The 23,443-nt window shown below is 47.5% G+C and carries 22 protein-coding genes; 3 read left to right on the forward strand and 19 right to left on the reverse strand.

The window, feature by feature from the left end:
* Positions 1-392 precede the first annotated feature (392 nt).
* The 7 genes from spoIIR to WFI24_RS16550 form a co-directional block, all read right to left on the reverse strand.
* Positions 393-1,052 (reverse strand): stage II sporulation protein R, encoded by a 660-nt coding sequence (spoIIR, locus tag WFI24_RS16520; RefSeq protein WP_336762487.1) that lies wholly within the window; start codon positions 1,050-1,052, stop codon positions 393-395.
* Positions 1,053-1,309: 257 nt separating this feature from the next.
* Positions 1,310-2,530 (reverse strand): FtsW/RodA/SpoVE family cell cycle protein, encoded by a 1,221-nt coding sequence (locus WFI24_RS16525; protein ID WP_336762489.1) that lies wholly within the window; start codon positions 2,528-2,530, stop codon positions 1,310-1,312.
* A gap of 273 nt (positions 2,531-2,803) precedes the next feature.
* Positions 2,804-4,024, reverse strand: coding sequence for an FtsW/RodA/SpoVE family cell cycle protein (locus tag WFI24_RS16530; RefSeq protein WP_336762491.1), 1,221 nt, complete (start codon positions 4,022-4,024; stop codon positions 2,804-2,806).
* Positions 4,025-4,109: 85 nt separating this feature from the next.
* A complete protein-coding gene (gene prmC, locus WFI24_RS16535) occupies positions 4,110-4,994 on the reverse strand; it encodes a peptide chain release factor N(5)-glutamine methyltransferase (protein WP_336762914.1) in 885 nt (294 codons plus the stop codon).
* A 24-nt stretch (positions 4,995-5,018) separates the two neighbouring features.
* Positions 5,019-6,086: a peptide chain release factor 1 gene (gene prfA, locus WFI24_RS16540; RefSeq protein ID WP_062836950.1), complete on the reverse strand. Its 1,068-nt coding sequence runs from the start codon at positions 6,084-6,086 to the stop codon at positions 5,019-5,021.
* 524 nt (positions 6,087-6,610) lie between these two features.
* Positions 6,611-7,711, reverse strand: a complete 1,101-nt coding sequence (ychF, locus tag WFI24_RS16545) for a redox-regulated ATPase YchF (protein WP_145324445.1) — start codon at positions 7,709-7,711, stop codon at positions 6,611-6,613.
* 121 nt (positions 7,712-7,832) lie between these two features.
* Entirely contained in the window at positions 7,833-8,303 is a 471-nt protein-coding gene (locus WFI24_RS16550; protein ID WP_336762494.1) for a GNAT family N-acetyltransferase, read from the reverse strand.
* 250 nt (positions 8,304-8,553) lie between these two features.
* On the opposite strand from WFI24_RS16550, the gene WFI24_RS16555 reads away from it, so the two are divergent.
* On the forward strand, positions 8,554-8,946 hold the full coding sequence (locus tag WFI24_RS16555; RefSeq protein WP_336762496.1) for a hypothetical protein: 393 nt from the start codon (positions 8,554-8,556) through the stop codon (positions 8,944-8,946).
* Between the two features lie 199 nt (positions 8,947-9,145).
* On the opposite strand, the gene WFI24_RS16560 is transcribed toward WFI24_RS16555, so the two are convergent.
* Both WFI24_RS16560 and WFI24_RS16565 read right to left on the reverse strand, forming a co-directional pair.
* Positions 9,146-9,565, reverse strand: coding sequence for a hypothetical protein (locus WFI24_RS16560; protein ID WP_336762498.1), 420 nt, complete (start codon positions 9,563-9,565; stop codon positions 9,146-9,148).
* Entirely contained in the window at positions 9,565-10,077 is a 513-nt protein-coding gene (locus WFI24_RS16565; RefSeq protein WP_336762499.1) for a hypothetical protein, read from the reverse strand. The genes WFI24_RS16560 and WFI24_RS16565 overlap by 1 nt, the downstream gene beginning before the upstream one ends.
* A gap of 291 nt (positions 10,078-10,368) precedes the next feature.
* Here WFI24_RS16565 and WFI24_RS16570 point away from each other — a divergent pair, with 291 nt between their 5' ends.
* The gene (locus WFI24_RS16570; protein ID WP_336762501.1) at positions 10,369-10,932 is read left to right on the forward strand and encodes an RNA polymerase sigma factor; all 564 of its coding nucleotides are present in this window, start codon (positions 10,369-10,371) and stop codon (positions 10,930-10,932) included.
* A gap of 147 nt (positions 10,933-11,079) precedes the next feature.
* Here WFI24_RS16570 and fni read toward each other — a convergent pair whose 3' ends face one another.
* The 10 genes from fni to WFI24_RS16620 form a co-directional block, all read right to left on the reverse strand.
* Entirely contained in the window at positions 11,080-12,147 is a 1,068-nt protein-coding gene (gene fni, locus WFI24_RS16575) for a type 2 isopentenyl-diphosphate Delta-isomerase (protein WP_336762503.1), read from the reverse strand.
* Between the two features lie 324 nt (positions 12,148-12,471).
* Entirely contained in the window at positions 12,472-13,938 is a 1,467-nt protein-coding gene (locus tag WFI24_RS16580) for a phytoene desaturase family protein (RefSeq protein ID WP_336762505.1), read from the reverse strand.
* An 11-nt stretch (positions 13,939-13,949) separates the two neighbouring features.
* Positions 13,950-15,098, reverse strand: coding sequence for a glycosyltransferase (locus WFI24_RS16585; protein ID WP_336762507.1), 1,149 nt, complete (start codon positions 15,096-15,098; stop codon positions 13,950-13,952).
* Between the two features lies 1 nt (position 15,099).
* The gene (locus WFI24_RS16590) at positions 15,100-15,861 is read right to left on the reverse strand and encodes a lysophospholipid acyltransferase family protein (protein ID WP_336762509.1); all 762 of its coding nucleotides are present in this window, start codon (positions 15,859-15,861) and stop codon (positions 15,100-15,102) included.
* Positions 15,830-16,597, reverse strand: coding sequence for a carotenoid biosynthesis protein (locus tag WFI24_RS16595; RefSeq protein ID WP_336762510.1), 768 nt, complete (start codon positions 16,595-16,597; stop codon positions 15,830-15,832). The genes WFI24_RS16590 and WFI24_RS16595 overlap by 32 nt, the downstream gene beginning before the upstream one ends.
* Complete coding sequence (locus WFI24_RS16600) at positions 16,597-17,469, reverse strand: phytoene/squalene synthase family protein (protein WP_336762512.1); 873 nt, start codon at positions 17,467-17,469, stop codon at positions 16,597-16,599. Before WFI24_RS16600 ends, WFI24_RS16595 begins: the two co-directional genes overlap by 1 nt.
* Complete coding sequence (locus tag WFI24_RS16605) at positions 17,466-18,929, reverse strand: phytoene desaturase family protein (RefSeq protein ID WP_336762514.1); 1,464 nt, start codon at positions 18,927-18,929, stop codon at positions 17,466-17,468. The genes WFI24_RS16600 and WFI24_RS16605 overlap by 4 nt, the downstream gene beginning before the upstream one ends.
* Positions 18,926-20,476 (reverse strand): phytoene desaturase family protein, encoded by a 1,551-nt coding sequence (locus WFI24_RS16610; RefSeq protein ID WP_336762516.1) that lies wholly within the window; start codon positions 20,474-20,476, stop codon positions 18,926-18,928. Before WFI24_RS16610 ends, WFI24_RS16605 begins: the two co-directional genes overlap by 4 nt.
* Before the next feature lie 265 nt (positions 20,477-20,741).
* The gene (locus tag WFI24_RS16615) at positions 20,742-21,701 is read right to left on the reverse strand and encodes a MerR family transcriptional regulator (RefSeq protein WP_336762518.1); all 960 of its coding nucleotides are present in this window, start codon (positions 21,699-21,701) and stop codon (positions 20,742-20,744) included.
* 158 nt (positions 21,702-21,859) lie between these two features.
* Positions 21,860-22,018: a hypothetical protein gene (locus tag WFI24_RS16620; RefSeq protein WP_336762933.1), complete on the reverse strand. Its 159-nt coding sequence runs from the start codon at positions 22,016-22,018 to the stop codon at positions 21,860-21,862.
* Here WFI24_RS16620 and WFI24_RS16625 point away from each other — a divergent pair.
* Complete coding sequence (locus WFI24_RS16625) at positions 21,957-23,432, forward strand: phospholipase D family protein (protein ID WP_336762519.1); 1,476 nt, start codon at positions 21,957-21,959, stop codon at positions 23,430-23,432. The two genes, WFI24_RS16620 and WFI24_RS16625, sit on opposite strands and share 62 nt — an antisense overlap.
* The last annotated feature ends 11 nt before the right edge of the window (positions 23,433-23,443 follow it).

Raw genomic sequence — 23,443 nt, forward strand, 5'->3', positions numbered from 1 at the left:
TTAGTTCACATACGTCTTCAATATAAGAGGTTGTTCAAAAAGTACGCTTTTGATTACAATAGATGCCTAGCAGCATCATCAACGTCGAATATGAAATTCAGCCGAAATAAGCGGGAGGCTTACGAAGTATGTTTCCGAAGGAAACATTTTGGTTGCTCACGTAGTTTGCCTACGCTCCGCTACTCCATTTCTAGCTTCATTCCATCTTCTTGGTACTGAAAACCAGACTTTTTGAACACGCACTATAAGTAATTATAACATACCTGTCCCAACTCGGATGCCCTTCACACTTCGCTCCACGTATGAGTCTCACTATAACTTCTCCACCAATTCATATGTAAAGGGCAGCTTCCTGAATCGAAGTCGCCCTTATTGATATCACTAATACATTGTTATGCGAATATTCCAGTAACCCAACTCCATAATTTCACAGCCATGTCCCACAGAAAGAATCTCGCCTCCGGTGTATCACCCTGCACAGATGCCTCTGCATCTCCAGGTTCAGCCGCTGCGGCCGATACCGTTGAAGGTTTCGCCAGTGCATCCCCGGTCCCTGCATCAATGAAGCACAGCGGCGGGAACAACACACACCACCAGTTCTGACCTTTGCCTTCGCCCAGCGTGATCCGAACAGCTTCATAATCTCCCGCAGGATACACGGTGCCACCATATAGTTTGGTTGGGAACGGAACAGAACCCAATTTCACCTGATACTCATAATTCAAACCGCGACTGGCCAGCTCTTCTCCTACCCGATCCTCAATCTGGGACAGATGTTCACGGATTACCTTGCGCGCTTCATCCAGACTTTGCGGATTCTCCAGCTCGGCTACCCACTCACCCATCTGTGCAACGACGGCATCTCGAATCTCGCGTTTCACCAATTGATCTCCCGGTGCATCCGAGTTTGCGAGAATCCGCAAGCGAATCGATTGTTCCGGAATCGCTGTGGCCGCCACAGCTGCATCCGTCTTCTGACCTTCCCACATCATGATAATCATCATAAGACATACAATAATAAGTCCAATTTGCTTTACAATTCGTCTGTTCATTCCGTTCTCCCCCTCGGCTCTCTGATCACATTGCCTGCAACTCTCTCATGTCTATCAGTATGCCCCGAAGAACCGGAAGTAAACCTAGCATTTGCAATAAATCTACTACATCAATTCTCTCATTTACATTCGCTCACCAGTCATGTTAAAAAAGGCTGATCTGCGCCTGATTACAGGGCAAATCAACCTCTCCATTTCTAATTACAATCTCGTTATACGTCCCACCGCTTTACTTTTCACCTACACCGACTCAACAATTACACAGCACTTTTCTCTTTCTTGAGCATATTCCATACACGTTCGGACAACCGGGGTTGCTGCTCCCCCATCAGAAGCTCATCCTCCTCTTCTTGCCCGTATAACTTAATGCTCATGACCACCCCGATACAAGCCATGTTAATGAGCAAAGAGGTTCCCCCGTAACTGATGAACGGTAACGTAATGCCTGTAAGCGGCATCAGCCCAAGGAACGCCCCCACGTTCTCGAACACCTGATACAACAGCATACCAATAATGCCTACAATGATGACGGGTCCAGCGCGATCTTTGCATGCCAGAGCAATCAGCACCATGCGGTGGATCAGGACAAAGTACAGCAGAATCAGAATGGATGCACCGACAAAACCAAACTCCTCGGCGATCACGACAAAAATGGAATCAGAATACGTGTAGGGGACTCGTCCACTCTGAACGGATGTTCCTTGCAAATAACCTTTGCCGATAATACCCCCGGATCCGATGGCTAAGCCTGCATTTTTCGTATGCCAGGAAGCCTTGGAGGTAGCCTTTTCCGGTACAAGCCAAGGATCAATCCGCTCCGCCCAATGCTCCCGCTTTACCTTTTCAAGAAAGGTGAACACTTCATCATGATAGAAAGTATAGGCTTTAACGAAGCCAAGAAACGCCACTCCCACAATTGCCAGCCCGATCAATGCGTGCTTCAGCCTCATGTTCCCAATCCAAAACACTGCAGCCAGAATCACCACATATCCCAGCGCATTACCCAAATCATTCTGAGCCATAACCAGGGCAAATGGAATAAACGCCCAGCAGCCAATGGGCACAATATCTCTCCAGAACTCCAGCGTACTTCGTTGCCTCTTCACAATTAAATGGGCGAGAAACAGAATCAGAATCATCTTGAACAGCTCTGCCGGTTGAAAAGAAAAATTGTCGCCCAGCTTCAGCCAGCCGTTGGCATTATTGATCGAGCTGCCCATAACATTGGCCAGGATTAGCAGTATGATGCCCAAGCCATACAAATAAAACGCATATTTCACGTATAACTTGTAATTCACAAGCCCGATCACGAGCACTGCAATGAACCCGGCAACATAGAAATACAGCGTTTTGACATGGTGATTCGCCAGATTGGCATCTGTCTGCGTCCCGCTATAAATCGCAAATACACTAATAATCATGAGCAACAGCATTACAAAAAGAATCACACCATCCATCTTCTTCAGCATTCTCAACATGACGCCGTCCATCCCCCTGAAATCTAGCAATCTATGATTTCCAATTAAACTCAATATTACCATTGTATATAATTGGATAATAAAATGGAAATCTGGATTGCTTCAGGTTAAAAAGCAAACTATTCAATGGCGTCAATCCCACCCCAAAAAAAACAACAAAACCCCAAAACATCCATCCCTATGTGACTTGGGCTGATCTGTTCCAGGGTTCTATAGTTATCTAGCTTATATACATAAATCTGACGTACTATTTCACGGTTTGATTCAAGAACGTTATTGCTCCTGCTGGGATGGCTTGCGTCTTAGCATTTTCATCACCAAGTCTGTAATACTCGGTTGTTCCGCAGAGCCAAGAATATCCTCGTTCTCTTCCGTGTGAACCTTAATACTCATTACAATACCCATGCTGATCATGTTGATCATAATTGAGGTACCCCCCGAACTTATAAACGGCAGCGTAATCCCTGTCAACGGCATCAGACCTATGAATGGACCAATATTAACAAAGATCTGGTAGAGCAGCATCGCTATAATACCTACAATCAGATAAGGCCCCGCGCGATCCTTACACTCCAGTGCAATCAACACCAGCCTGTGAATAAGGATAAAGTACAGGAGAAGCAATACCGAGGCACCGATGAAGCCAAATTCCTCTCCGATCTGTACAAAGATCGAGTCGGCATAAGCCAGCGGCACCCGATTCGACTGAATCGTCGTGCCCTCCATATAACCTTTGCCCGTAATACCGCCTGAACCAATCGCAAGCTTCGCATTATACGTCTGCCAGAGCACATCTCTTGAGGTCAGCTCTGGCACTAGCCAAGGGTCAAAGCGATCCGCCCAGTGCGAACGTCCAATGTCATTCAGGAATTTAACAATCTCATCATGATAATGAATGTACGCCTGTGTACCGCCGATAAAAGCAGCCACAGCAATCATAAAGCCAATGAGGGCATGCGTAAATTTGATGTTGCCGATCCATAATAGACCCACAAGAATGATCACATAACTTAACGCATTTCCCAAGTCATTTTGAAGCAATACGAGTAGTAATGGTGGCAGAACACAGAGTGAGATCGGAATAACGTCACGTCCGAAATAGAGCGGACGATTCTTCTTTCGGGCCAAAAAAGCCGATAAAAACACAATCAGGCATAGCTTGAACAACTCAGCAGGCTGCAAACTGACCCCGAAGATGGACAGCCAACCTTTTGCACCGTAATACTCTTTACCAAAGAACATAACGAAAATGAGCAGCAGCATACCCACGCCATAGATATATAAATAATTTTTGATTATGAATTTATAATTGATCATCGCCATCCCAAAAAAGACTACGAATCCCAAAATATAAAAGATCACTGCACTTTTCGGGAGTCCCTCCAGCTTCGGACGACCAAACGTTGTACTGTAAATCGACAAAATACTGATAACCATCAGAATAACCAGTATAAACACAATAGAATAGTCTATCTTTTTAAATTTGTGCAGCATGTAATTATGTTCCCCCAAGCATTCAGAAATCTCCGGTATATCTCATTGTAGAGGATTTCACGGCAAAAAGAAAACCCGCAGAACCTTACATTTTCGTCACCTGTTCCGAAGTACGAACACCCAGGACATGCCGCTCGATTCCGGCAAGGTCCGGTACAATGATAATTTCCGGCCAATGTCCCGCCGTTTCAAGCAGAGCCGCGATGTCGCGAGCCTGTCCCTGGCCCAGCTCAAAACCAATGATCTGCGGCGGTGCGGGCAACAGCGCCAACTGCTCAAGCATGATACGGTACGGTGCAAGCCCGTCTGGACCGCCGTCCAGTGCCATGCGCGGCTCATGATCGCGCACCTCCTGCTGCAACCCGGCGATATCCGCCGCCGGGATGTATGGCGGGTTGGACACCAGGATGTCCACCCGTGCCCCTGCGAACGGGGCCAGCAGATCGCCTTCACGGAAGTCGATCTGTACGCCGTTCGCGGCCGCGTTCCGCGCGGCCACTTGCAGGGCAGCCGCCGAGAGATCTCCGGCGCCAACCTGCCAGCGCGGGCGCATTGAAGCCATCGTCACCGCGATGGCACCACTGCCCGTGCCGATATCGACGGCGAGCGGAGCGCCGTCAGGAAACACGCGGTCGGCTTCGCGTAGCACAGCCTCGACCAACAGCTCGGTCTCCGGCCGCGGAATCAGTACAGCCGGCGTGACCTCGAACGGCAGCCCGTAGAATTCCTGGCTGCCGATAATGTATTGCGCCGGCTCACCCGCAGCCTTGCGCGTGACGGCGTCCTCCCAGCGGTTGCGATGCTCGCTGGGAAAAGGCTCCGGCTGCATCATGTAGTACTGGGCGCCATAGACGCCGAGTACATGTTCCAGCAGCAGCCGAGCATTGTTTTGCGGCTCGTACACGCCGCACTTCTCCAAAAAAGAGGAAGCCTCCACAAAGGCTTCCCGACAGCTCTGTTCCGGCGTCATGACGAACTGCGCGCGGGTCACAGATTATTCTCCTCTATCCATCAACTCGGTCTGCTGAGCAATCGTCAGTGCAGACAAGATATCTTCAATCTCCCCGTTCATGATCTGATCCAGCTTGTGCATCGTCAGACCGATACGGTGATCCGTCACACGGCTTTGCGGGAAGTTGTACGTACGAATACGCTCACTGCGGTCGCCCGTTCCCACTTTGCTCTTCCGCTCAACAGAGATCTTCGCTTCCTCTTCCATACGTTTCATATCAAAGATACGTGTACGAAGAACTTGCAACGCTTTTTCCTTATTAGAGTTCTGGGATTTTCCATCCTGACACGTAGCCACGATTCCGGTTGGAACGTGCGTTACCCGTACTGCGGATTTCGTGGTATTAACCGATTGTCCACCGGCACCACTGGAACAGAACGTATCGACACGAATGTCTTTATCATGAATTTCGATATCGAAATCTTCGGCTTCAGGCATAACCGCAACCGTTGAAGTTGACGTATGAATACGTCCGCCGGATTCGGTTGTTGGAATACGCTGCACACGGTGTGCGCCGCTTTCGTATTTCATTTTGCTGTATGCGCCGCGTCCGTTAATCAGGAAAACAACCTCTTTGAATCCACCGAGATCATTTGTGTTAACGTCCATCAGCTCTACACGCCAGCCTTGTGCATCCGCATAACGTGTGTACATCCGGTACAGATCTGCTGCAAACAATGCAGCTTCATCTCCACCAGCTGCTCCGCGAATCTCAACAATAACGTTTTTGTCGTCATTCGGATCTTTTGGCAGCATGAGCACACGAATCAATTCGTCCAGTTCCTTCTGGCGAGTGCTTAGTTCGTCAATTTCCATTTTGACCATTTCACGCATCTCATCGTCCAGCTTTTCGCCCTGCATTTCCTTGGCTGCTTCAAGATCCTCACTTACCTGTTTGTACTCATTGTACGCTTCATAAGTTGGTTGCAGATCCGATTGTTCTTTGGAATATTCCCGAAGCTTTTTGTTGTCACTTGCCACATCCGGGTCACACAACAACTCGCTCAACTTGTCATAACGGTCGGCTAACGCCTGTAATTTATCCAACATATATAGTCACCTCACGCTTTATTTTGTCTATGCACATATTGTTTTCAATAATTATTTCGGTTTCATTATTTATAACATCTATAATCTATATTCTACAACGCACAGGATTCTCACCGAATCCCCTGACCGCAGCATGTATTCACATTCACGTATGATCGACGTATAACATCGCTACAACGTCATCAAATCCTTTACTTTTAAAGTAAGATCAAGAAATCGTGTACCCTGTGTGAAGTCCGCTTCAGCTCATCTGTTCAAGCGCGAAATTCAACGTGGTATACGACTCTTAATTATAGCATATTCTTATGGTTCTGAATAGTAACCGATCGACGGGTAATGCAACAATATTTCTATTTTGCATATCTCGGATTGTGCTTTTCCTTTTATTATATCCACTACGTGTGAACAATCCAGTACATGTATACGCTAGATAGCGATCAAAAAAATAAAAAACCCCATCATCTTCCAGAGAAGATAACAGGGCTGCAATAACTATTATTTAAACGTAGTGAACTATATAGGAATTATACGTTGAAACGGAAGTGCATAACGTCGCCGTCATTTACAACGTACTCTTTTCCTTCAAGACGAAGTTGTCCGCGCTCTTTAGCACCGTTCATGGAACCCGCTGCAACCAGATCGTCGTAGGAAACAACCTCTGCACGGATGAATCCGCGTTCGAAGTCGGTGTGAATGACACCCGCTGCGCCAGGCGCTTTTGTTCCTTTACGGATTGTCCATGCACGAACTTCCTGTACACCTGCAGTAAAGTATGTGTACAGACCGAGCAATTTGTAAGCTGCTTTGATCAACAAGTTCAGACCGGAATCCTCGATACCGAGTTCTTCCAGGAACATTTGTTTATCTTCGCCTTCCAGCTCGGAGATTTCTTCTTCAACCTTCGCACTGATTGGCACCACTTCTGCGTTCTCAGCAGCAGCGAATTCTCTTACTTTTTGCACGTAAGCATTGTTCGCCACGTCGCCGATTTCGTCCTCAGCTACATTGGCTGCGTACAGAACAGGCTTCAGGGTCAGCAAGTGCAGATCGCGTACAATCAGACGCTCATCATCGGTAAGTTCCATGCTGCGTGCTGGCTTGTCTTCGTACAGAACCGCCTTCACTTTCTCCAATACTTCAACTTCTTGAGAGGCTGCCTTGTTGCCGCCCTTCATGTTTTTCTTGGAGCGATCGATTTTTTTCTCAACACTCTCGATATCGGCCAGAATCAGCTCCAGATTGATTGTCTGGATGTCGCTTACCGGGTCAATTTTGCCATCGACGTGTGTAATGTTCTCATCTACAAAGCAACGTACCACGTGTACAATTGCATCTACTTCACGAATGTGGGCAAGGAACTTGTTACCAAGACCTTCGCCTTTGCTCGCACCGCGAACAAGACCTGCGATATCTACAAACTCAAACGCCGTTGGTACTGTTTTCTTAGGTACAACGAGTTCTGTCAGTTTGTCCAAACGCTCATCGGGTACTTCAACGATCCCCACGTTAGGGTCAATCGTACAGAACGGATAGTTTGCCGATTCGGCACCTGCTTGTGTAATTGCATTAAACAATGTAGATTTACCAACGTTAGGCAAACCCACGATTCCAGCTTTCAAAGCCATGTATATGACAACTCCTCATTGATTACTTGTTCGGTATGGATAATCCTATACATTATATATGACAAACCCCAAGGCATCAAGGAACTTCGCCAATTCGACTAGAGTCCCATCCGCTTTAAGTTTACCTTTTGATTTCCTTGTACATCGTCAGATCCGTTACCTCATATCCCATCTTGCGATACAGGCTGCTCGCCCGCACATTATGTCCAAAGACATGCAACCCAATGCGATCCACCCCAAGACTCAAAGCCGTCTGTTCGAGCGCCTGCATTGTCTCTGTTCCGTATCCCTTACCACGGTGTGCTTCTTCAACCACAATATCCAGCAAAAAGGCATCTTTCCCGCGACGATTATCCGTAATATTAAACCAGATATACCCCACATTGCCGTCAACAGGATGCACCAGATTGTAGAGATACGCTCCGGGTGTGTTCAAGCCTTCTGGCAGATAACGTTCATAAGATTCCTCCGCCAGTTGCTGTGCCTCTTCCTCAGCCCAGGTGCCCGCTTCTACTTTTTCCTGTGCAAAATCCTTAATCGATCGAATGCGAAAACTCGCATAATCTTCCTGATTCATTGGAGAAAGTTCCAACTTGTTTCCCTCCTCATTTAAGTGTTCTATGTATGATCTCTGTGCACTCTTCTATGCACTACTATATCGTATTGTATCTCGTTATCCAGCTTAGTGCTTGAAGTTATTCTGACGATTTAAATTTGAGTTTCATATTATTCATTTTGTTTATAACTATTGATCTCTTCCCAGCGTTTATTAATTCATAAAGGAAAGGAGTGGATCATACCTGAGAACACGTCGCCCTCTCTCCAAAAATAAAATTATTATCTTGTCCGCCATCATACTCGGAATCGGCATCATCGCTTTTATGAGCTTTCTGAATACAGTCGATCCCTTCCGCCACTTGCGAATCACAATCCACAACCAGTCCGACTATGAACTCACCAATATTCAGACGAGCCTGACTACAGGTGGCAACTCGTTCAACACGAATGAGAAGGGTTCCCTACATTTATTGGAGGAGAATATCCCCAGCGGTGAGAATCTGAAATTCGCTCCACAGCTGCAAGTTTCAGGAGAATCGTCTGTTTACCTTACGTTTACGGACAGTCGTGGAGAAACATATACCGAGATGGTATGTGGTTATACGGAATACTTATCCGGCAATTCATACGTTACTGTAACCAATGAGAATGTCAATGTGAAAGAGGAATGTATGTAGATCAAAGGGGGCCTTTCCAGTCAAGTTCGTTCCTTGGTTCTATAGTATTTAAGTAATCTGCATACTTCCAAAGAGAGGCGATTAATCAGCTACAATGTACCTCATACCAATAAATAAGTTTACACACCAAAAGTAGCTTCATAATTCAGAAGCTACTTTTGGTGTTCTAGATGTATAAGATATCATTTCTCCCCAAAGGTTACGGGCTTTTTTTAAAAATTTTCCCCAATAAAACACCCACAATACTACTCACATAAACTATCACAATACTCACTAAGGCAAAAACAAGATTAGCTGGTAGCTCTAAGAAATACCTTATTCCGTAAACCGGGCCTGCCCAAATAATAGTCGCAGGAATAAATATAATTGCCGAATTCGCAAAATATCCTATAGTAAGTAAAATTACACCTGCTAACCAATACAAAGTGGAGAGCAACGCATATTCTTTGTATTTGTCACTTTGCATTATGCCATAAACAAACCATACAAGGATAAAGAGTATCGATGCTGCCGCTTGAAAGATACTCGGAGTATGCCCTTTCAAATATGAACTAAAATTAATAATTGTGAAAGGAACAACGATCAGAAGCATTAGAAGTAAATGTTTATATTTTCCCATTATATCGCTGTCAGGTAGTTCACTTGTTTTTCAGCTGTAGCAACAATTCTCGATTTCACTTGTGCATCGATACCATCTTGAAGAAGAATTTGTTTTAGTTCCCCACCATCTTTATTTTGTTCATGTTTAAGCACATACAAATCCACTAGCGCTTCACGTGTAATGACTGTCTTTGTATTATCGGCAACGATCTTAAGAATATCTTCATCTTTCAACTGCTCCTTTCTTTCGAAAAGCGCCGATACAAAAGGAATGAGGGTATTAATATCATTTTGACCAACACTATTGTTCTTAGCCAGTGTTGAAGGTTGACCCACTGTAGCAGCCAAGTTATCAATTTCATCAATTAATTGTTCATTACTCATATTGTTGATATTATTTTGCAGAACCGCCTCATCCTCCACTAAATGCTTCTGTAAGACATTTCCTAAATTCGCACCAGCAACACTTACGGATAAGAATAGTGCGAGACAAGCAGAAGATCCAATTAACAGTAACTTCTTCTTATTCATGTTAAAATCACTCCTCCATTATTGATATTCCAAAAAAATTTCTACCATAAAAAAACAGTTAATTCTTGTAATGAATGTTCTTCCTTCTTTCAATAAAGCTAATCTCATTGTTGTTACTAATATAGAGACTCCAGTTTATCTCCTCATCTAACGTTTTTTCATCAAAAAAAATCCATAATTTTGTATTTTATGAATTAATCCGCTTATATTATCCTTATATATGCTATAACATTAAGAATGACCTTTGTTTTCTTTCATTAACTAAAATATGTAAGAAAGGATTGGGGTATCTTGGATTTGAATTATCTTTTCCACCAAAGTTATTACGACCTTCCCCCTCCGTTACAAAAATCAGTCTATCGTTCATTTTATAATTTGGTGCATCAAGATATTACATATTTGTTAGGCAGAGACCATGTTTTAACGGAGGATATCATTCAAGAAAGCTTCCTGAAAGTCATTTCCAATGTCAATAAGTATAAAATTGATAACTCCAAAGCTTGGTTAAGACAAGTTACTCGTAACTGCGCTATGGATTACTTAAGAAAAACAAAATTAGACCGTCAGTCAACAGACATAGCTAGCTTATTTGAAGATAATAAGACGCTTGTAGTACAGCAAATTAGTGTTGCTCTTGAAGTCGAAGAAAAGCTGCGAGACGAAGCGCTACGAACTGCCATTACAGAGTTAAAACAGGACTATCAAACCATTATCACCCTTTTTTATATTGAAGAAATGTCTTACAAAGAGATCGCAAAAATGCTTGGTCATTCGGAGCAAGCCATAAGTCAGAAGTTGGCGCGAGCACGAAAAAAGTTACTTCATCAATTTTTAAAAAAATGGGTTGAAAATTAAAAAAAACACTCCATAAGGAGTGTGTAATGATCTGCAACCTGATTATGATAATAGCCATTAATTCATTCACGCATGTGCACAACGGGGAATTAAGTGTTCCTTATATAAGACGAAACATTACACCTTTTCATAATTCAAATCTTTATGTTAGCGCCGTTCCACCAGACGTGTCGTCTGCTTCAGATCCTCAATCCGCCCAGCACCAATGCCAAACATCACGGTACGAAGTTCAAACTCAACCTGTTCCAACCGCTCATTCAGTGCATCATCGGAAGCGACCGCGGATTCGAGCAGAGATCGGCCAAAACCAGCCAGGTCCGCACCGAGCGCGAGGGCTTTGGCCGCATCCACGCCTGTGTACAGTCCACCGCTGCCAATCAGGGCACTAGTAGGATTCAGCGCTCTTACTTCCTGAATACACTCCGCCGTGGGAATGCCCCAGTCTGCAAAAGCTTCCGCTGCCGCCCGGCGTACCGGGTTATTGTTGCGGTACTTCTCTACCTGTACCCAGCTTGTACCACCTGCACCGGCTACATCGATAAACGCGATACCCGCCTCATATAAGCGTTGAGCCGTCACGCCATCGATGCCAAAACCTACTTCTTTTACGCCAACAGGCACGTCTAGCTCACGACACAAGTTCTCAATCCGCTGAAATAATCCACTAAAGTTGGTGTTACCTTCCGGCTGAAAAACCTCCTGCAACGTGTTCAGATGAAGCACGAGCATGTCCGCTCCCGCAATATCTACGGCACGTTGAAAATCAGCTGTGGTGAAACCATAGTTCAGCTGCACCGCGCCCAGGTTGGCAATGACCGGGATGTCCGGTGCCCAGCGCCGCACATCGAAAGTACTTGCGAGTTCCGGCTGTTCCACGGCAGCCCGGATCGAACCTACGCCGAGCGCCCAGCCTCTGGCGTTTGCTACTCGAGCGAGACGCTCATTGATGGCGCCCGTTGTTTTGCTTCCACCCGTCATCGAACTGATGAGCAAGGGTGTACGTACTTTTTTGCCAATAAACGAAGTCTCCAGATGCACCTCTTCAAAATCCAGTTCCGGCAGTGGGTGATGGCGAAACGCATACCGCTCCATACCGCTGGTTACCCCTTCTCCTGCCACATTCTCCTCAAGACAGAGGCGCACGTGCTCCAGCTTCCGTTCTCCCGTAGCCACTTCGGGAAGCAGCCGTTCGCCGGCTCGCTCTTGTTCATTCATGATGAGACCTCCTATGTGAGAATCGTGCGGATCGACAGGATAACCTGCCTGTTCCTAGCTTCTATGTATATAAGTCTTTTGCAAAAGACAAAACATTTATTAAATAAGCATTACAGCTCAACTCTATCCAGTATAACGTTCCAATCCACCTATTGAAAGGATGCCCCGACACCAAATGTCTCCCTTAAATCTCAGGGCACCACTATTTTACGCTTCTCAAAAGCACGAATCTTCCGTCTCAACTTCAAAGCTGGTTAACACGGACGATGAACACGCACTTGGATTAACAGAACACATTTCACTCCATCATCCTGCACAACAAACTTATCTCAAAATTTCCGATGCCAATTGCTCACCAACAAGCTGCCCGGACAACGTTACAATCGGGGTTCCGCCGCCTGGATGTGTCGTTCCGCCGACGTACCAGAGTCCTTGTACATCTTTGCTTCGGTTGCCGGGCCGCATAAAGGTCTGCTTCACGGAGTTGGACGAGATGCCGTAGATCGACCCTTGATGCGCCAAGGTATCCCGTTCGATATCTCGCGGCGTGTAACGGATCAGCACATCGGATTGTTTCAAACCGGTAATTCCCCGCGTCGCTAATTGTTCAAGCACAAACTCCCCGTAACGTTTCGTCTGCTGCTCCCAATCCCACGAATCCGACAAGTACGGGGCATTGACCAGAATGAACAGATTGCTGGCTCCCGCCGGGGCCATGCCTGCTTCCGAATAACCGGAGTAACAGATGTAGATCGTGGGATCGGCGGGCATTTTACGTTCACGGAAAATATGGTCGAACTCCGGTTCATACCGTTCCGGGAAGAAGACCGTATGGTGCAACAGTGCATCATATTTTCTTCGCACACCCGCCAGCGTCACAAATCCCGAAATAGATGGCTCATACTTCCGTATGCGTGCATCGCTCATTTCTTTCCGGTGTTCCGGTGCAAGCAGTAGTCGATTCACACTAAGCACATCTCCATTGGCAACCACCTGATCAGCTTCCCGGAAGCCTTGATCCGTATCCACGCCTGCCACTTTGCCATTCCGAACAACAATCTGCCGGACCTCTATGCCGGTAATGATCTGTACTCCTTTTTCCTGTGCCAGCCGGGTCATTCCTTCGATCAGTTGATAGGTTCCACCCTTGACCCCGTAGATGCCGACTTCTGCTTCCACATGACCCATCATGGCAAAGATGGAAGGCGACTGATACGGCGATGATCCCACATAGGTCGCGTACCGGCCGAACATAGCCAGCGTATGCGTATGCTGGAAATACGAATGCAGCAGCTTATCCAGCTTCACCGTTGGCCGCACGCGGAGCAGGCTGCGGAGCATTTGGAGATTGTATTTGTCAGAAGGAGACAGCAGCAACTTACCCAGAAAATGACGATTGGCTTCCGCATATAGTGCAGCAGATTCATCCATAAACGCATCATAACGAGACGCATCCTCTGGACTGTACGCCGCGATCTGCTCCTTCATCCACCCGCGATTGCCTGACAAATCTACCACTGTGCCATCTGCGAATACATTACGCGTTCGCGGTTCTAGCTCATATAGCTGTACGTAATCTTCCATCGCTACACCCGCATGGTCGAAGACTGAACGAAAGGTGGATGGCATCGTGATCGTACTTGGTCCCCTGTCAAAATGATACCCGTCCCGCTCAATCTGCTGCAGCTTGCCACCTACGTGTTCCTGCCGTTCCAGCATGGTCACCCGCACACCTTGTGAAGCCAGTCGTATCGCACACGACAGACCTCCGAATCCTGCACCGATAATCATGACGTTACCTCTCAACTGTACCGCCTACCTTTCCATACATACCCCTTGCCGGAGCGGCCTGCCTGCCAGGAAGCGAGTCCGATGGCAATGACACAGGCCATGCTGACCGGTTGCAGAAGGGCAAGCCACCACGGTTGTCCGCCAGCATGATCCGCTACTCTTTTCACAGCCATACCCAGTAATGTTCCTAACAATCCATACAGAATGGACATCGAACTGCCCGTCATGAGTCCAATAATCAAGCCCAGCGGAGGCACAATATACATCAGCGTATACATCAACATCGTGCCAAGCAGCAGTACGTCTTTGCGTCCCATACCTTCGTACATGTTTTTCTTGTATCCGTTCCATACTTCTGCACCGTTCTGATACATGCGGGTATTCGTTACGTCATGCACGTCTGTCAGCATCACCGGATGACCTGCACGCTTGACTGCTTTGGCGAGACTCATGTCATCCACCAGATGCGCCTGAATGGCAGCATGACCACCGGAAGCTTCGTAACTGGAGCGATGAATTAGCAAAAAAGCCCCCGTAGCGGCCACAAACATCGGACTGGATGATCTGCGTATCATGAAAATGGGCAGATGACTGATGATGGTGAAGACCATCATCGGTACGACAAGTTTTTCCATCCACGTCTTCGTTACCTGATAAGGAAACCCGGTTACCAGACCCCCGCTCTGCTCACAGCCTGCCGCAAGAGTCTGCCGAATGGCACTTGGCTCCAGACGCACATCCGCATCCACGAACATATACCATTCTCCCTTGGCCTCCTGAACCAGCATGTGACACGCATGAGATTTCCCCATCCAGCCCTTGGGAAGATCGACACCATGCAGTAGACGCACACGTGCATCACGATCCGCAATCGCTTGTACCATGGCGGCTGTCTCATCTTCGGAGCGATCATCCAGCACCAACACTTCCATCCGGAATCCCGATGTATCGCTCGCAAGCACACTCTCCAGACATCCTTCGATATGTAGTCGTTCATTTCTCGCCGGAATCATTACCGAGACCAGCAGGTCCGGTGGTTGTATCCTGTCCGGACGGAATGAACGTACTTTGGGTAGACAGGAGACGTTCCATAGAGCGAACAGCAACTGTATGCCCAATATGCATGTAACCACAATCCAGAAGATTTCAGATGCATTCATGCTAACGGTTCACCCGCTTTCGTGCAGCATCGTATTTCTCACTTGTCGAACGTACATGACGAATCAGCGGAAGCGCATCGGGTAAACTCCCCTGTCCCATCCGTACAAGCTCTGATCTGTGATCGTCTAACTGCTGTTCCAGCAGATGACCGAGTCTGGAGGCAATCTCTTCACTCTTCAACGCCTTCCAGTCTTCCATCACAGGAGGGCCTGCCAGCATCGATATTTCCGGTAGATCATGCTGAACCATCCCATGGCACAAGGTTACCGGTACGACGATGGCATTCGGGGAGCGACGAAGCAACAATCCAATTCCTGGACGGAACCGAATCGGTCTCGCCTCCTGATGAAGAATTTCTCCTTGAGGGAAAATCCAGACCCTTTTGCCCGAATCCAGCAGTTCAGTAGTGTACTGTAGAGAGGTCCGAATACCGGACGCACTCTCCTTATTAATAGAATACGCACCCAATTTCCGAAAAAAAGCATATTGCTGAAGCTGCTGCTCCTCCATCATCACATAATGATCTCCTCGCGACGTCTGCCTGGCCGCATGATAGAGCAGCAGACCATCCCACCAGGAGCTGTGGTTCATGAAGTAAATCACCGGGCGATTTGGCTTAATCGGGGAGTTGTCCCTGCTATCCACCTGCGGGTCCAGTGACCCCGAGAGAGTGAATGAGCGGAAGCGCCGACGCAGCAGATAATAGTGATTGTATAAGGAAAAAATCCGATTAAACGGTTTTGATTTTACGGCGCGAATCATACAGCCAGCTCCCCTCGGCAAGAAGCACACCAGCAATGGCGATGATAAAGCTGCCTGTAATCCCTTCCTTGAGGGCAAGTAGGCCGAACAGAAGAATAAACAGCTGATACAGCCATTTCGCACGCAGCAATGAACTTCGGTCATTAGGCATGGCCGGAAGGAAGAGGGATAAGAATGCGCCCATGATAAACCAGCTTATGTAATTGGTCCACGGAACACCGTAGAAACCACCCGGGGCCTGCCACTCCCAGAATCCTCTCGCATGTGCAACAGGATCGAGTACCAGATCGAGTACAATCGCCCAGAACCCGGTCTTCACTGCTCGAAGCAGTCTGCCAGTCCAGGTTGAACCGCCACCACTTAACAGCGCCGAGTTACCAACTACTGCGATCCAGGCAAACCCCAGTGTAACAGGCACACTGAATAGATGTACCCCGAAAAAGTCAGAATAGGCATACTCACCAAAGGGCCAATGGGTATGAACCCCTACCCACTCCACGCCCATACCTCCCAGCCAGATGATCACAGAGGATATCCAGAGTCCGGGTTTCAGCCAGATGACTGACTGGTCGGACAGATCTGTCCGATTGCGCTCCTGATAGATTAGATCCAGAACATACAACGCGTAGAAGATTAGAAATAAACCATTCGAAAAAGATAATACGTCAGGCACACCGATCGTTAGCATCAAGGTTGCTCCAATGACATACCACGCCCAGTAAAGCCACTGGATCATCAGGATACCGCCGTTCGGGAGGCTTGATAGGCCAGCATCGGGTAACGTTTCACAATCGCACCCAGCATCTCCAGTTTCAATTCATCGCTAACGTATGCCCGTTTGGTATATACGTCATAGTCGTTGCGTTCAACCGCGTGCAGAATGGTAGAGTAGAAGGCTGCTGCCAGCTCGATGGAAAACGCACTTTCCGTTGGGTACGTATCCAGACGATCCATGCCAATACGGAACCAGTTCAATGCTGCAGCTTTTAATTCATGAACAATGGCAATAAAGCGTTGGTCCACGACTCCGTCTTCAAAGTCCTGCTCGGTGTAACCATGCTTCTCCATGATCTCCAGCGGAACATACCGGCGCACTCTGGCCCGATCTTCACCAACATCCCGAATTATATTGACGATCTGCATTCCTTTACCCAAAGCAATCCCGTTCATGGCCACTTCCACGCCGTTATCATCCCGCAATACAGGTAATAACATCTCGCCTACGGTTCCGGCTACCAGATAACAATAATGCTCCAGTTCCTCCAGCGTTGTATAATGCGTTACTTTAAGATCCGTGAGCTGTCCTTCCATCTGACGGAAGAATGGTCCCTTATCCAGATGAGGGAAACTGCTGAACAACCATCTCAGTGCCGGCCAGATAAAGTGTCCTTCCGCATCGTCCAACTGATCAAACAATTCATGGATTTCGTGAATCGTGTAGGGAGAGTGTTCCGGCTCGTCTACACTGTCATCAATCATGCGGCAGAAGGCATAAATGACATATACCGCTTCCCGACGTGGACTAGGCAGCCCTCTAAAGGCCTGATAAAAAGAGGAAGAACCCTTTTGCATCAACTCTTCACACCTGTTCAAAATCGCTTCATTCATGTTCCCATCTCCTTCATGAGTTGATTGACGGCCATACGTGCACTCTGCATCACAATCGGCACCCCGCCTCCAGGATGTACGGATGCTCCTGCGGCATATAATCCCTGTATATTGGGGAATGGTTTGGGTTGTGGTCGATATACACCGGACTGGAACAACACTGGCGCAATACCGAAGCTTCCGCCCCCATAGAGCCCGTCTCGCTCTGCGTCGGCAGGTGTACGCACCTTTTTCCACTTGATCGCTGCACGAAGTCCCGGGAATCCACGTTGCTCCGCTTCTTCCAGTACCCGTTCTGCCAGGGCTCCGCTTTCCTGATCCCAATCGATACCTTCGGCATCTGGCACGGGAATAAGGAAATACAATACACTCTGTCCCGAAGGTGCTGCAGTTTCATCCAATGCGACCGGATTAAATACGTAGAATGAGGACTTGGCCGGAATGCGTCGCTGATTGAAGACTTCCTGTAGACTGCCTTCAAGACTCGGGGGTAGGAAGAACTGGTGCGTCGTTGCATCTTCCCAGGTTTTGTCCACACCAACATAGAGCAAGACACATCCGGAAGAGGGGCGATACGGTTTTCTATTCCGCGCTATCTCTGGTGACTGACCAAGCAAGCCCGAGAGATGGGGGAAATCACCATTATAGATAACTGCATCCACATGTTCTGCGCCTGCTGCCGTTTCTATCCCTTTACACACACCATTTTCAATCGTGAGTCCGGTCACTTCCGAATTCAGCACGACACGCCCACCACGTGATATGAGTTCTTGTACCAGAATGGCCGGCAATGCTGCATATCCGCCTTTGACCATCCAAATGCCATATTCATGCTCTGCGTAAGGTAAAAGGGAATAGATGCCTGGCGTCCCAAACGGTGATCCACCGATGTATAGACTTTGCAGAGAGTAAGCGTCAAGCAATTCCTCATGGTGAAAATAATCGCCTACCGCTTTCCGGACACTTTTGTGCGCGCGCAATCTGCCCATGAGAGACATGAGGGAAGGTGTGAAGAAATCCCTTTTACGTGGAAAAGCCCGTTCTAGAAAAGCCGCTCGTCCTGCCGGGAACAATGTATCCATATCCATCATGAATCGTACGAATCCCTGACTCTCTCCGGGAAACAAGCGTTCAATCTCCGCTGTCTGCTCTTCGCGTGAAGTCATCTTGGTCATGACACGACCACTGTGGTAGTGCACTCTGTATAACGGGTCACAGCGGAGCAGCTCAATCTTCGAACGATCTACGCCTGCTTCCTCCAGTATGCCAAGTAACATCTCCGGCAGAAGCACAATCGTTGGCCCCTGATCGATCCGGTACTCCCCTTCCTGCTCATATCCAATGCGTCCGCCAACACGAGAACCCCGCTCATACACGGTGACATCCCATCCCTGACGGTTTAACAACAGTGCCGAAGTGAGTCCACCAATCCCTGCCCCTACTATAGCGGCCCGCTTCATGAATGCCCTCCGGCTTCCGCGGTCTTCACGTAGGAGGATGGCTTGGAACTTGTTCTGGCGTCCTCTTCCTGAATCAGTCTGACACTGATCCGTGCCGATTCGAAGATTGTTGGCAACCCACTGCCTGGATGCGTTCCACCGCCCACCAGCCATACACTTTTCAATTCTTCAAACTGGTTATGGGGACGCAGGTACATCATCTGACCCAAATTATGTGCCATATTAAACGTTGCTCCGCGATACACATCCAGTTCATTCTCCCAATCGAGCGGGGTAAACAGCATGGATTCTTCAATGCGGCTGCGAATGTCTGCCAGCTCAGGAATGCCTTCCATGCGTCTCATCATCGCCTCCTGTACATTCTCCCGTTCTGCCTCCCAGTCAATGTCTGCGGTAAGGTTGGGCGTAGGCATGAGAACATATACAGCAGATTTCCCTTCCGGTGCCAGCGTCGAATCGAGTCTGGAAGGGTTATGAATATATAGAGATGGATCGGCTGACAATATTTTGTGCTTCGTAATCTCGTCGACGTTCAACCGATAGTCCTCGGGAAAATAGATCGAGTGATGCGGCAGATCCACTTCACCATCCACGCCCAGATACAGCATCGCTGTAGAGCAGGAATACTTTTTGCGTTTCATTTTCTCGGGGGTATATTTCTTAAGCACGCCCGGTTCGAACAGATGATTCACCGCATGTGCGAAGTCGGCGTTCACAACCACATGGTCGGCTTCAATACGTTCACCACTCTCAAGCAATACGCCTTCTGCACGGCCATTGCGAACGATGACCTGTTTCACCGGAGTGGAAGTATGTATGCGTCCTCCATCTTCTTCCACAACATCAGCCATGGCCTGGAAAATCCGATTCACACCGCCAATCGGGTGAAACAACCCGTAGTGATGCTCAATAAACGACAGTATGGTAAAGGTACCTGGACAATCCCAGGCAGACATGCCTAGATATTTGGATTGGAATGTAAATGCCCAGCGTAGACGCTCATCTGTAAAATAGCGGGATAAGATTCCATAGACTGTATTGTGGACATCAAGCTTGGGTAGAGCTGTTACCGCATCTTTGCGCAAATAGTCAGTCAGCTTGCCAAAAGGTCGACGGAGCAAAGGCATGACTTTGCCAAATTTCACTTCTTCTTCTTGCATGAACCGAAGGTAATTGTCTTCATTGCCCGGAAAAAGTTCCTTAATCTGTGCAGCTGTATCCTCACGATTACGAGAAGGCTTGAATACCTTGTCACCAAAGTTCAATGCATACAACGGGGTTAGCTCTTTCATATCCACATAATCGGATAATTTGCGTCCAACCACGTCGAACATCTCTTCAATCAGCTGTGGCATCATCAAGAACGTTGCACCCCGGTCGAACCGGTATTCGCCCAGCTGCAATCTAGCAGAACGTCCCCCAATGACTGGCTGTTTCTCATATACATCTACTTCGTACCCCTGACCGGATAATAGCATGGCTGCTGCAAGTCCACCTGGACCCGCGCCAATGACAGCTGCACGTTTGCGTTGTTGATTCGGTATCATGCCACTCACCTTTCTATGTAGGGAATTCTATAGTTCTCTAGCCCTAACCTATTATTAAACCGCCCAAGAACACTTTAAGCGGGTAACTAGCAAAAACATTATACAAATATAATACAAATATTATACGAGCTTGTAAACTATAAAATGACCCACTGGTCAAAATGTTGAAATACATCTTTGATTAAACACAAAAAACACCCCTTGAGCACTAGCATCAAAGGATGTCCTGTATACACTAACCTATTCATATCATTTGAGATTATGTTTAATGCTTGGCCTGTCCGAACCTTGTACCAGGCGGCCGCTCTGCGAGATATTCCCGTTCCATCCATGACTGCCAATCCGCAGAACTCTCAGGCATAATCCATTGCGGGTAACGAGCATGCTCCGCACGCTCATAGCCTTTGCCTCCAAGTACAAAGCGCATATGTGGGAACTCGTTCATAATCCGCTCGATGAGCTGATCACACCGTTCAAGAAGTCCAGAACTTGTGATCGAAAGGCAGACCAACTTGATCTTTTGCTCTCGGATAATCGGAAAGAGCCCTTCCTCTGGTGTGTTGGCACCGAGGTACAGTACTTCCGCTCCATTTTTGCGCATAAACAAAGAGAACAAAAGTAACCCGACCTGATGATGCTCCCCTTCCGGGCACAACGCCAGAACTTTGGGCAGATGCGGATAGATCGGGAACAGATGGAAAAACTGATAAAACCGCTGTGAAATCAGCTGTGTCATGAAGTGTTCCTGCGCTACCGAGGCCCTGCCTTGCTCCCACGCATCCCCAACCCGAACCAGAATGGGGACCAGCACATGATAGAACATCGAGTCGTAACCGTACATGGTAAAACCAAAATCAATCAGACCATTGGCACGTTCGCCCTGAAAGTTGTAGAGCGAGTCATAGATCTGATCTGCCATGTGTGCATAGGCTTCTTCCATCGTAGGCACTGGAGCCATGATCGGCGTGGGCACAGCCGCTTCGGGCGGACTTAATTTGTTCACTTTCAACATGCGTACCGCTTCCGAAATATTGGTCTGATGCAGTTCTACCTGCTCTTTCAACCAGCGCAGATCCGCAACATTCTCTTCGGTGTACATTCGATAACCCGATTCCGTCCGCTCAGGGGTGACCGCACTATACCGATTCTCCCAAGCCCGGATTGTTACCGCCCTGATACCGAGCATGGCAGCGACTTGTTTGATGGAATACAATTTATTACCCACTTTCTTTCCTAAATGTCCAGATTTCACAGGTTACATGAATGGTTCTCCGTCCTTGTCAGGCATATGAAACCCCCAACATTCTACAAAAATAATACACCCATTATACACAACGGTCATACACCTGTCGATTGCATCCTGCCAATTTTGTAATCTGCATTTTACAGATCCATTTGCTCTACGATCCGGCTCTCCTGCGTCAACGTTATCATCCGTGTGGTAATAGAAGTCAGCAAGTACAGAAGGGGGAGTCCACCGTTGGTCTCATTACGCCGCCATACATCAGACCGCAAGTCTTCACGCGGCAAATTTCCATACATACGAACGGGACTCGTCCTATTGATCCTATGGCTTATCGCCGTCATGCTCTATCAAACCTACAAACCATTACCAGCGGGCATTTCCTATGAAAGTCCAGAATACCGTGTGGATCAAGTCGAGTTCCTGCACGACCTCACTTATCCTTCCTCTGACGGACAAATGCAGCATGAACAACAGATCTTCCAGCGCATGATGCAAATTGTGGAGGAAGCAGAGCAGTTTGTCCTGGTGGATATGTTCTTGTTCAACAACTATCAACACAAAGGACAGAACTTCCCACCTGTGAGTGCAGAATTCACCGATGCTCTGGTCGCCAAAAAAAATCAGCACCCGGACATGGATATCTGGTTCATTACAGATGAAGTAAACACCAACTATAACTCTGCACCCAATCCGTTGCTGGAACAAATGACACAAGCAGGCATTCACGTGGTCATCACCGATGTGGACCCTTTGCGTGATTCAACTCCCGTATACTCTGCGGTCTGGCGAACCTTCTTTCAATGGTTTGGGCAATCCGGGGACGGATGGATCAAGAACCTGATGGCCACGGATGGTCCGGATGTAACCGTGCGTTCCTATCTGAAACTGCTTAATGTGAAGGCAAACCACCGCAAAGTTGTTGTTAGTGAAAAGACGGCGATTGTCTCTTCAGGCAATATCCATGATGCGAGTGCCTATCACTCGAACGTCGCATTTGAAGTAACAGGCCCAATTATTGGAGACATTCTTCAGTCAGAGCAAGCTGTACTCGATATCTCAGGCGGAGGGAAGGTTCCATCCTACACCGCGCCTTCCACGGATTCGAACACGGGAGATTTGAGAATTCGCTATTTGACTGAAAGCAAAGTGAATGACGCTGTACTCCATGAGATCAATCAAGCGAATGAAGGGGATATTTTATGGATGGGCATGTTCTATGTCGCTTCTCCAAAAGTATTGGAAGCCCTGCTTGAAGCGGCAAAGCGCGGAACCGAGATCCGTCTTGTGCTTGATCCAAATGAAAATGCCTTTGGTCAGGAAAAGATCGGCATCCCGAACCGTCCTGTCGCCGCCGAATTGCATGATAAATCCGATGGAAAAATACAGATTCGCTGGTATAACACCACCAAGGAGCAATACCATACCAAGATGATCTATCTTGCCAAAGCAACCGGCGATCATATTGTTCTGGGGGGTTCAACCAATTTCACCCCCCGAAACATGAATGACTACAATCTGGAGAATGATCTATGGGTTGCTGCACCTCCAGACAATAAGTTCACGCTAGATATCGCGAATTATTTCGAGCGTATTTGGAATAATAATGATGCCGAGTTCACGTTAGAACTGGATGAATTTCAGGAGAAGACAACGTTTTTGAAGGGCATCCTATATAAGCTGCAACTGATTCTCGGTTTTACGACCTTTTGATCAGAAACTAA

Origin of the sequence: Paenibacillus sp. USHLN196, assembly GCF_037144955.1 — a bacterium.
Taxonomy (GTDB): domain Bacteria; phylum Bacillota; class Bacilli; order Paenibacillales; family Paenibacillaceae; genus Paenibacillus; species Paenibacillus xylanexedens_C.

Excerpts from the sequence above, each read along its gene's own strand:
- WFI24_RS16595 (WP_336762510.1), bottom strand. The coding sequence starts at position 16,597 with ATGATCCAGTGGCTTTACTGGGCGTGGTATGTCATTGGAGCAACCTTG.
- fni (WP_336762503.1), bottom strand. The coding sequence starts at position 12,147 with ATGAATGAACAAGAGCGAGCCGGCGAACGGCTGCTTCCCGAAGTGGCT.
- WFI24_RS16620 (WP_336762933.1), bottom strand. The coding sequence starts at position 22,018 with ATGTATGGAAATTTGCCGCGTGAAGACTTGCGGTCTGATGTATGGCGG.
- WFI24_RS16525 (WP_336762489.1), bottom strand. The coding sequence starts at position 2,530 with ATGTTGAGAATGCTGAAGAAGATGGATGGTGTGATTCTTTTTGTAATG.
- prfA (WP_062836950.1), bottom strand. The coding sequence starts at position 6,086 with ATGTTGGATAAATTACAGGCGTTAGCCGACCGTTATGACAAGTTGAGC.
- spoIIR (WP_336762487.1), bottom strand. The coding sequence starts at position 1,052 with ATGAACAGACGAATTGTAAAGCAAATTGGACTTATTATTGTATGTCTT.
- ychF (WP_145324445.1), bottom strand. The coding sequence starts at position 7,711 with ATGGCTTTGAAAGCTGGAATCGTGGGTTTGCCTAACGTTGGTAAATCT.
- WFI24_RS16580 (WP_336762505.1), bottom strand. The coding sequence starts at position 13,938 with ATGATTATCGGTGCAGGATTCGGAGGTCTGTCGTGTGCGATACGACTG.
- WFI24_RS16585 (WP_336762507.1), bottom strand. The coding sequence starts at position 15,098 with ATGAATGCATCTGAAATCTTCTGGATTGTGGTTACATGCATATTGGGC.
- WFI24_RS16530 (WP_336762491.1), bottom strand. The coding sequence starts at position 4,024 with ATGCTGCACAAATTTAAAAAGATAGACTATTCTATTGTGTTTATACTG.
- WFI24_RS16605 (WP_336762514.1), bottom strand. The coding sequence starts at position 18,929 with ATGAAGCGGGCCGCTATAGTAGGGGCAGGGATTGGTGGACTCACTTCG.
- WFI24_RS16610 (WP_336762516.1), bottom strand. The coding sequence starts at position 20,476 with ATGATACCGAATCAACAACGCAAACGTGCAGCTGTCATTGGCGCGGGT.
- WFI24_RS16600 (WP_336762512.1), bottom strand. The coding sequence starts at position 17,469 with ATGAATGAAGCGATTTTGAACAGGTGTGAAGAGTTGATGCAAAAGGGT.
- WFI24_RS16560 (WP_336762498.1), bottom strand. The coding sequence starts at position 9,565 with ATGGGAAAATATAAACATTTACTTCTAATGCTTCTGATCGTTGTTCCT.
- WFI24_RS16565 (WP_336762499.1), bottom strand. The coding sequence starts at position 10,077 with ATGAATAAGAAGAAGTTACTGTTAATTGGATCTTCTGCTTGTCTCGCA.
- WFI24_RS16590 (WP_336762509.1), bottom strand. The coding sequence starts at position 15,861 with ATGATTCGCGCCGTAAAATCAAAACCGTTTAATCGGATTTTTTCCTTA.
- prmC (WP_336762914.1), bottom strand. The coding sequence starts at position 4,994 with ATGACGCCGGAACAGAGCTGTCGGGAAGCCTTTGTGGAGGCTTCCTCT.